The organism is Deinococcus sp. HSC-46F16 (assembly GCF_024171495.1).
GTDB lineage: Bacteria > Deinococcota > Deinococci > Deinococcales > Deinococcaceae > Deinococcus.
This window is the reverse complement of record NZ_JALJZW010000009.1, coordinates 62,729-71,951: the sequence shown is the minus strand read 5'-3', so window position 1 is coordinate 71,951 and position 9,223 is coordinate 62,729. Positions and strand designations below refer to the sequence as shown.

The window sequence follows — 9,223 nt, the reverse complement described above, 5'->3', positions numbered from 1 at the left end:
ACCTTCACGGTGGACCTGATCAAGCCCATCGCCATGGAAGAAGGCCTGCGCTTCGCCATCCGCGAGGGTGGACGCACCGTCGGCGCCGGCGTCGTTACCAAGGTCCTGGAGTAAAACTTCCGTTTCGGAGGAGAGGCCCGCGCCGCGGGCCTCTCCTTTGCTATTCGTGGCCTGTTTGTGGCGCGTGGGTGGACACTCCCCCCCGCACTGCCTATAATCCCAATGTTGCCCGCCCCAAGGCGGGCTTTTACCAGCGCCGTTTCCCCTGTGAGGCGGAGGGCTGGGAGCGCCACCCCGCAGCGGGGAGAGGCGCGAAAGGAGCAGCATCATGGCGAAAGACGGACCGCGCATTATCGTGAAGATGGAAAGCACCGCTGGCACCGGCTTCTACTACACGACCACCAAGAACCGCCGCAACACGCAGGCCAAGATGGAACTGCGCAAGTACGACCCCGTGGCGAAAAAGCACGTCGTGTTCAAGGAAAAGAAGGTCTGAGTCCCGGGCTGGGCCTCTTCGCCTGTGCGGCGGGCGCCCAGCCTCGGCTCTGACCTTTCGCCCCACGTCATGACGGGCAAGGTGAGCGCATGAATCTGATGCAGTATTTGCGGGATTCCCGCGCCGAACTCGCCAAGGTCACCTGGCCGACCCGCCAGGGAGTCATCGAGGGCACGCAGGCCGTGCTGATCTTCGTGGTGGCGCTGACCCTGATCGTGTTCGCGATGGATTCCCTTTTCGGCTTCCTCGTCCGGGCGGCGCTGCAATGAGCATCGAGTGGTACGCCGTTCACACCTACGTGGGCCAGGAAGACCGCGTGCAGCAGCACCTGCTGGAGCGCGCCCGCAAGCTGGGCATGCACCACACGAAGATTTTTCAGGTGCTGCAACCCACCGAAAAGGCCGTCGAGCTTCAGGAAGGCGGCAAGAAGGTCGAGGTCGAGCGCAAGCTCTTCCCCGGCTACGTCTTCGTGCAGATGGACGTCGAGGACGACGACGCGCCGGGCGAACTCGGCGAATCCTGGGAGGTCGTGCGCGGCACGAGCGGCGTGACTGGCTTCGTCGGCACGGCCACCCGCCCGGTGCCCCTCTCCCCTGAGGAAGTGCAGCGCCTGCTGGCCTCGGTCGGCGTGGCGGCCCAGGCCCCGGAAGAGGCGGCCCCGCGTATCAAGGTCGACCTCAAGCCCGGCGATATGGTCCGGGTCACGGGCGGCCCCTTCGCCGACTTCAGCGGCGTGGTGAGCGAGGTCAACGCCCCGCAGGCCAAGGTCAAGGTCCTGGTCAGCATCTTCGGGCGCGAGACCCCGGTCGAACTCGATTTCGCGCAGGTCAGCAAATAACCCCCTGGGGCGTGGGCTTGGCAGACTTGCCCGCGCCCTGTACACTGCCAAAGTTGCTGCTCCGGTGCCTGTCAGGGTCGGAGACGGCACTTAGCGCCAGCACCCCGCCGGTTCCCGTGACCCGCCGGGGGAGCTAAGGAGGACACATGAAGAAAGTCGCAGGGCTTGTCAAGCTCCAACTGCCTGCGGGCAAGGCCACCCCGGCCCCCCCCGTCGGCCCCGCGCTGGGTCAGTACGGCGCGAACATCATGGAGTTCACGAAGGCGTTCAACGCGCAGACGGCCGACAAGGGTGACGCGATCATCCCCGTCGAGATCACCATCTACGCCGACCGCTCCTTTACCTTCATCACCAAGACCCCTCCGATGAGCTACCTGATTCGCAAGGCGGCGGGACTCCAGAAGGGCAGCGCGACTCCCAACAAGGCCAAGGTCGGCAAGCTGAACTGGGATCAGGTGCTGGAAATCGCCCGCACCAAGATGCCCGACCTGAATGCCGGGAGCGTCGAGGCGGCCGCCAACACCGTGGCCGGGACCGCCCGCTCCATGGGCGTGACCATCGAGGGGGCTCCCCATGCCTAAGCACGGCAAGCGTTACCGCGCCCTGGTCGAGAAGGTCGACCGCACCAAGCAGTACACCATTGACGAAGCCGCCGCGCTCGTGAAGGAACTGGCGACCGCCAAGTTCGACGAGACGGTGGAAGTGCACTTCCGCCTCGGCATCGACCCCCGCAAGAGCGACCAGAACGTGCGCGGCACGGTCGCCCTGCCCCACGGGACCGGTAAGACGGTGCGCGTGGCGGTCATCACCAAGGGCGACAACGTGGCGGCGGCCGAAGCGGCGGGCGCCGACGTGGTCGGCAGCGACGAGCTGATCGAGCGCATCGCGGGCGGCTTCATGGAGTTCGACGCCGTCGTGGCGACGCCCGACATGATGGCCCAGGTCGGCCAGAAGCTCGCGCGTCTGCTCGGGCCGCGCGGCCTGCTCCCCAACCCCAAGAGCGGCACCGTCGGCCCCGACGTGGCGGGCATGGTGCGCGGCCTCAAGGCCGGGCGCATCGAGTTCCGCAACGACAAGACCGGCGTGGTGCACGCGCCCATCGGCAAGGCCAGCTTCGGGCCGGACAACCTCAGCGCCAACTACCAGGCGCTAGTGTCCGCTCTCGAGGCCGCCAAGCCGGGCAGCGCCAAGGGTATGTACCTCCGCAGCGCGTACCTGACCAGCACGATGGGGCCGAGCATTCCCCTCACGCTGAGCAGCCAAGCCCAGGCCTGACCTTCTCCCGGGGAGGGGCGCGGCCTCTCCCCCTGACTTCAGCACCCCGGTGCGCTTCACGGCCCACCTTTTGAATTCGGCCAATTCCGGCATCGTAGACAGCGGGGACCCTTGCCAGGTTTAAACATCCCGCCGAGTTGTCAGGGCGCGAGGAGCGTACCTGGACTTGTTCACCACCAAGGAGGTTCCCAGTGGCGAACGCACGCAATCAGCAGAACCTGAGCAGCCTTCAGGGCAGCCTCAGCGGGATCGAGACGTTTTACGTCGTCGATTACCAGGGCCTGACCGCCGGGCAGCTCAGCCGCCTGCGCAAGGACATCCGCGAAAAGGGTGGGCAACTGATCGTTGCCAAGAACACCCTGATCCACCTCGCCCTCCAGGGCAACGGTCAGGACTTCAGCGACAGCCTCAAGGGACCCAGCGCCCTCGTGCTGGCGCATGACGACCCCGCTGGGGTCGCCAAGACCCTGAGCGACGCCGCCAAGGGCAACGACCGCGGCATCCCTGCCATGAAGGGCGGCCTCGTCGAAGGGCGCCGCGTGGACGTGGCCGTCATCGAGCGTCTGGCCAGCCTGGGCAGCAAGCAGAGCCTTCAGGGCGAATTCGTGGGTGTGCTCTCCAGCCACCTGTCGAGCTTTGTCGGCATCCTGGAAGCGTACCAGGAGAAGCTGGGCGGCGGCGGCAGCGCCGAAGCCCAGGGCTAAGCGCCTTTCTCTCCCCACCCCTTTTCCCCAATCCATCCACCGGAGGACACCACCATGGCTTACGACAAGCAGGCTCTGATTGACCAGCTCAGCACCCTCACCATCATGGAACTCGCCGACCTCATTGACGGTCTCAAGGAGACCTGGGGCGTGACCGCCGCCGTCGCGGTGGCGGGTCCCGCCGCCGGGGGCGCTGCGCCCGCCGCCGAGGAGAAGACCGAGTTTGACGTGGTGCTCGTTGACGCGGGCGCCAGCAAGATCAACGTCATTAAGGAAATCCGCGCCATCACCGGCCTGGGTCTGAAGGAGGCCAAGGACCTCAGCGAGAAGGGCGGCGCTCTCAAGGAAGGCGTGAGCAAGGACGACGCCGAGAAGATGAAGGCGCAGCTCGAGGCCGCGGGCGCCAAGGTCGAACTGAAGTAACTTCTTTCCCACCGGGAGTGCGGCCCCCTGCTTCGGCGGGGGGTTTTGTGTTTGCCGAAAGTGTGATGTGCCACGATTTTTTAACCCGGGCCGGGTCATAGTGGCCGAGTTGTTTTCCAGGCAGATTCCTCAGCGGGGCGCGGTAAACAGTGCGCGCTTCCGTTTCTGTCGGTTGGAGAGCAGCCAGGAGTCACCATGGCAGTAGGCAGAGTGAAGTGGTTCAACGCGGAAAAGGGTTACGGATTCATCGAGACGGAAGGCAGCGAGGACGTGTTCGCGCACTTCAGCGCCATCCAGGCCCAGGGCTTCAAGAAGCTCAACGAGGGTGACGAGGTCGAATTCGAGATCGAAGCGGGCCAGCGTGGCAAGGGTCCCCAGGCCAAGAACATCGTCGTGACGAAGGCCGCCCCGGCCCCCGCCTACGGCGACCGTCCCCAGCGCCGCGACAACAACCGCTGGTAATTCAAAACGAGTGATTTCAAGCCCCCGGCCGCGAGGTTGGGGGTTTTGCTATGTCGGCTTGTAAAGCACGTGGAAGGTATCAATCAACCTGAAGACGCTCCCGCTCACCCTGACCTCGCTGTGGGGCACGGGTGGCCGCGCGTCCGGAGAGCTCCATTCCTCTCCTGCCTCGCTGACCACAGGGCACAGCCCATTCCGGCTCCCCGGTGGCAGCCTGCGGAGGGCCTGTTCATCCAGCGTTCGGTAGGTTTCTGCCGCTTCGCGCAAGAGGGGATGGGCCGCCTGTCCGAAATGCAGTTCTGCGAGGTCCCCGTTACGCCGGCCGATGCGGAAGGCCTGAGTGAAGGGCGAGGGGCCTCCCTCCCCGTCCTCGTCTTATCTGAATTCAGGGGCCTCAAGAATTACCTGCTCATCAGCCGATTTGACTGCCCAGAGCGTGACCACCTCTGGCCCGTCCAGGCTCACCGCAGTTCCCGCCGCAGCCCTGCCGCCATCTGGAACCACTCACGCTCCTGGCGTTTGTAGAGGGGGGTGGCGCGGCGCTCGGTCTTCTCCATCGCGTCCAAGAGGGCCGCCGCCTCGTCCTGCTTCCCCTGCTCCAGCAAGAAGGCAGCGTAGCGGGCGCGGGGTTCCTCGGTGGTCGCGGCGGTCATCGCCTCCCGGTAGGTCGCGTCGGCGTCCTGCACCTTGCCCTGGGCCGCCTGGGCCTGGGCGAGCAGGGTGAGCGTGCGGGTGCGGGTCGCGGCACTGGTCCGCAGGTCGACCCGCTCCAACAGTTCCTCGGCGGCAGCGGGATTCGCGCGGGCCAGTTCCAGCTCGGCGCTGGTGAGCAGCACGACCGGATCGTCGGCATAGATGCCCGTCAGCAGCGGGTACAAGGTGGCCTGCGCCTCCTCGGGGCGCCCGGCCCGCGCTTGCAGGGCGGCGAGGTCGGTACGGTGCGCGAGGGTGTCACTCTCCGAGAGCCGGTCCCGCGCCTCGCGGATGCGGGTGTCGAGCGGCTTGATCGCCTCGACTCCACGGGCCACCGCCTGCCCCGCCACCTGACCTCGGCCGCGCAGCCACGGGAGAAACACCATAAAGGTGTACAGGACTGAGCCAATCATCCCGAACAGACTGCCGAACAGCGCCCCGAACGCCAGCAGAAACATCCAGAAGATGGGCTGCCGGGTCATGATGGCGTGGACGAGGCCCACGACCGCCAGGCCGCGAATCACGGTGTAGATCACGGGGAGATAGGGTTGTAGGGCGTCCACACCTCCATCGTAAAGCAGCGGTCCGGGCTGAGCGTCCCCAGGGGCCGGGGCAGGCATTGACCTTGACTCCCCTGGCCCCCTATACTGGCCTGTGGCCGACCATGATGGGTTGGACAGGAGCGACTTGCGCCGGAGCAGACTCCACAACTAAAGCTCAACTGCGGGAGCGCAGCCGACACGCGAGGCTGTGGTCCCGGCTGCGCCTTTTACCCGCCCCGGAAGGCCGCAGCATGCACGACCCAGGGTGCGCGAGGTGTGAATGACCCTGACGAATCAGAAACCGCGCATCGAGCGGTTCGGTGAGATCACCGAAGTGATCCCGCTTCCCGAACTGACCGAGGTGCAGGTCAACTCCTTCAAGGCCTTTTTGCAAGACGACCGCGCTCCTGACCAGCGCGAGAACGCGGGGCTCCAGAGCGCCTTCCGCGAGGTCTTCCCCATCGACGAGACCGAGAAGGGCCGCTCGACGGGGCTGGTGCTGGACTTCCTCGAGTACCGCCTTGGCGAAGCGCCCTACACTCCGGAGGAGTGCCGCGAGAAGGACCTGACCTACCAGGCCCCGATGTACGCCAAGCTCCAACTGATCCACAAGGACTCGGGCCTCATCAAGGAAGACCAGGTGTTCCTGGGCGACCTGCCGCTGATGACCGACGACGGTTCCTTTGTCATCAACGGGGCCGACCGCGTGGTGATCTCGCAGATCCACCGTTCGCCCGGCGTGTACTTCACGTCCTCCTACAAGGGGATCAAGAAGCTGTACACGGCGGCGATCATCCCCATGCCCAAGCGCGGCCCCTGGATCGAGCTGGAGTTCGCGGGCGGCGTGCTGGAGATGAAGGTCAACAAGCGCAAGTTCCCGGTGGCGATGCTGCTGCGGGTGCTGGGCTATGACGACGCCCAGCTCCGGGCGCTCTTTACCGAGTTCGACGCCGACCTCGAACTGCCCGAGGACAAGAGCGCGGGCATGAGCGCGGACGAGGCGCTGCTGCGCCTGTTCACCGTGCTGCGCCCCGGCGACCCGCCCAAGCGCGACAAGGCGATCCAGTACCTCTACGGCCTGCTGGCCGACCCCAAGCGCTACGACCTGGGTGACCCCGGCCGCTTCAAGATGAACACCAAGCTGGGCACCTCCCGGCAGGAGCGCACGCTGCTCACCTTCCAGGACGGCCGCTTCAGTGACGCCGGGCTGGTGGACACCATCCGCTACCTGATGGCGCTCCAGCACGGTCTGGAGACGGTGACCATCGGGGCCGACGAGGACGGTGTGGCGAACGAGGTGCCCGTCACGGAAGACGACATCGACCACCTCGGCAACCGCCGCGTGCGCACGGTGGGCGAGCTGCTCGCCGACCAACTCCGCGTGGGCATGGGCCGCATGGCGCGGGGCGTGCGCGAACGCATGCTGCTCGGGAACCCCGACGCCGCGACCCCCACCAAGCTGGTGAACAACCGCCCCATCGTGGCGGCGATGCGCGAGTTCTTCGGCCGCAGCCAGCTCTCGCAGTTCAAGGACCAGACCAACCCGCTGTCCGACCTGCGCCACAAGCGGCGTATCTCGGCCCTGGGTCCGGGGGGCCTGACGCGCGAGCGGGCGGGCTTCGACGTGCGCGACGTGCACCGCACGCACTACGGACGCATCTGCCCGATCGAGACGCCGGAAGGCGCGAACATCGGCCTGATCTCCTCGCTGTCCTCGTACTCGAAGGTCAACGAGCTGGGCTTTATCGAGGCCCCTTACCGCCGGGTCGAGAACGGGCGCGTCACCGACGACGTGGTCTACATGACCGCCGACATCGAGGACCGTTACACCATCGCGCAGGCGAACTCGCCGCTGAACGCGGACGGCACCTTCGCCGATGAGCGCGTGCTGGCCCGCCGCAAGGGGGACCCGCTGCTGTACACGCCCGACGAAGTGGACTTCATGGACGTGTCGCCCAAGCAGATCGTTTCCATCAACACCAGCCTCATTCCCTTCTTGGAGCACGACGACGCCAACCGGGCGCTGATGGGCTCGAACATGCAGTCGCAGGCCGTGCCGCTCGTTCGCGCCGACAGCCCCGCCGTGGGCACCGGCGTCGAGGAGCGCGTGGTGAGCGACTCGGGCACCAGCGTGATCAGTGACGTTGCGGGCCGCGTGAGCTACGTGGACTCGCGCGTGATTCAGGTGACGCTGACCGAGGACGCGCCGCAGGCCGGAATGGTGACGGGCAACATCCGCACCTTCGAACTTGTGCGTTTTACCCGCTCCAACCAGGGCACCAACCTCGACCAGCATCCCATCGTGAACGTGGGCGACGAGATCGTGCGCGGGCAGGTCATCGCGGACGGCCCCGCCTCCGACCTCGGGCGCCTCGCGCTGGGGCAGAACATCACCATCGCGATCATGCCCTTCGACGGCTTCAACTTCGAAGACGCGATCTGCATCTCCGAGGGGCTGGTCCGCAAGGACTTCTACACCTCGGTCCACATCGAGAAAGACGAGATCGAGGCCCGCGACACCAAGCTCGGCCCGGAGAAGATCACCCGCGACATCCCCGGCCTGTCCGAGGCGGCGCTACGTGACCTCGACGAGGACGGCATCGTGCGTGTGGGGGCGGAGGTCAAGCCCGGCGATATTCTCGTGGGCAAGACCAGTTTCAAGGGCGAGTCCGAACCGACCCCCGAAGAGCGCCTGCTGCGCTCGATCTTCGGTGAGAAGGCCCGCGAGGTGAAGGACACCTCCCTGCGCGTGCAGTCCGGTCAGGGCGGCATCGTGGTGAAGACGGTGCGCTTCCGCCGCGGCGACGAAGGCGTGGACCTCAAGCCCGGCGTGCGCGAGATGGTGCGCGTGTACGTGGCCCAGAAGCGCCAGCTTCAGGTGGGCGACAAGGTGGCGAACCGCCACGGGAACAAGGGCGTGGTCTCCAAGATCCTGCCCCCCGAGGACATGCCCTACCTGGAAGACGGCACCCCGGTGGACCTCGTGTTCAACCCGCTCGGCGTGCCCTCGCGCATGAACCTCGGCCAGATCCTGGAAACGCACCTCGGTGAGGTCGCGCGTCTGACCGGGCAGAAGTTCGTGACGCCCGTGTTCGACTCCGCGACCGAAGTGGCGATCAAGGAGATGCTGGAAGTCGCCGCCGCCGAGAGGTTGCAGCGCCGCAAGGACGAGGGCTTCGAGCTCGACAAGCGCGAGCAGGAAGTGCTCGACCGCGCCGGGAAGCTCGGCGTGATCGGTCAGCCGGGCGACGACTACGAGGCCGCCCAGATGCAGCTCGCCCGCACCGGCAAGAGCATCCTGTTCGACGGGCGCACCGGCGAGCCGATCTCCGGCCCGGTCGTGGTGGGCACCATGTACGTCATGAAGCTCTACCACATGGTGGAGGACAAGCTGCACGCCCGCTCCACCGGCCCCTACAGCCTCATCACCCAGCAGCCGCTCGGCGGTAAGGCGCAGTTCGGCGGCCAGCGCTTCGGCGAGATGGAAGTGTGGGCGCTGGAAGCCTACGGCGCGGCGCACACCCTGCAGGAGATGCTCACGATCAAGTCCGACGACATCGACGGACGCGACGCTGCCTACCAGAGCATCGTCAAGGGCGAGGAAGTCTCCGGCAGCACCATTCCCGAGTCCTTCAAGGTGCTCGTCAAGGAGCTGCACTCGCTGGGCCTCGACGTCGAGGTGCTCGACAACGGGGACCGTCCGGTGGACATCTTCGAAGGGATGATGCCGAAGCGCTAAGGCGCTGACGCGCCGGTCGAGAAGTCCAGAAGTTGAGGAGTCTAGGTTCAT

Annotated in this window: 11 protein-coding genes; 10 read left to right on the top strand and 1 reads right to left on the bottom strand. The window is 66.3% G+C overall.

Going from position 1 to position 9,223, the window contains the following annotated elements; genetic code table 11:
* From L1280_RS14995 to L1280_RS14955, 9 genes are all read left to right on the top strand, one after another.
* Positions 1–114: hypothetical protein (locus tag L1280_RS14995; RefSeq protein ID WP_253583153.1), on the top strand; the 114-nt coding region annotated here is incomplete at its 5' end.
* A gap of 214 nt (positions 115–328) precedes the next feature.
* Entirely contained in the window at positions 329–496 is a 168-nt protein-coding gene (gene rpmG / locus L1280_RS14990) for a 50S ribosomal protein L33 (protein ID WP_012692576.1), read from the top strand.
* Between the two features lie 89 nt (positions 497–585).
* The gene (secE, locus tag L1280_RS14985) at positions 586–765 is read left to right on the top strand and encodes a preprotein translocase subunit SecE (protein WP_253583150.1); all 180 of its coding nucleotides are present in this window, start codon (positions 586–588) and stop codon (positions 763–765) included.
* Positions 762–1,334 (top strand): transcription termination/antitermination protein NusG, encoded by a 573-nt coding sequence (gene nusG, locus L1280_RS14980; RefSeq protein WP_152872076.1) that lies wholly within the window; start codon positions 762–764, stop codon positions 1,332–1,334. The genes secE and nusG overlap by 4 nt, the downstream gene beginning before the upstream one ends.
* A gap of 146 nt (positions 1,335–1,480) precedes the next feature.
* Entirely contained in the window at positions 1,481–1,915 is a 435-nt protein-coding gene (rplK, locus tag L1280_RS14975; RefSeq protein ID WP_253583149.1) for a 50S ribosomal protein L11, read from the top strand.
* A complete protein-coding gene (gene rplA, locus L1280_RS14970) occupies positions 1,908–2,609 on the top strand; it encodes a 50S ribosomal protein L1 (RefSeq protein WP_253583148.1) in 702 nt (233 codons plus the stop codon). The genes rplK and rplA overlap by 8 nt, the downstream gene beginning before the upstream one ends.
* Positions 2,610–2,800: 191 nt before the next feature.
* Positions 2,801–3,313, top strand: coding sequence for a 50S ribosomal protein L10 (gene rplJ, locus L1280_RS14965; RefSeq protein ID WP_253583147.1), 513 nt, complete (start codon positions 2,801–2,803; stop codon positions 3,311–3,313).
* Between the two features lie 54 nt (positions 3,314–3,367).
* Positions 3,368–3,736, top strand: a complete 369-nt coding sequence (gene rplL / locus L1280_RS14960) for a 50S ribosomal protein L7/L12 (protein ID WP_253583145.1) — start codon at positions 3,368–3,370, stop codon at positions 3,734–3,736.
* A 195-nt stretch (positions 3,737–3,931) separates the two neighbouring features.
* Positions 3,932–4,198, top strand: a complete 267-nt coding sequence (locus tag L1280_RS14955) for a cold-shock protein (protein ID WP_305881885.1) — start codon at positions 3,932–3,934, stop codon at positions 4,196–4,198.
* A 461-nt stretch (positions 4,199–4,659) separates the two neighbouring features.
* Here the strand turns inward: L1280_RS14955 and L1280_RS14950 are convergent, their stop codons facing one another.
* Positions 4,660–5,454 (bottom strand): hypothetical protein, encoded by a 795-nt coding sequence (locus tag L1280_RS14950; RefSeq protein ID WP_253583144.1) that lies wholly within the window; start codon positions 5,452–5,454, stop codon positions 4,660–4,662.
* A gap of 259 nt (positions 5,455–5,713) precedes the next feature.
* Between L1280_RS14950 and L1280_RS14945 the strand changes: the two genes are divergently transcribed.
* Positions 5,714–9,172, top strand: coding sequence for a DNA-directed RNA polymerase subunit beta (locus tag L1280_RS14945; protein WP_253583143.1), 3,459 nt, complete (start codon positions 5,714–5,716; stop codon positions 9,170–9,172).
* Positions 9,173–9,223 lie beyond the last annotated feature (51 nt).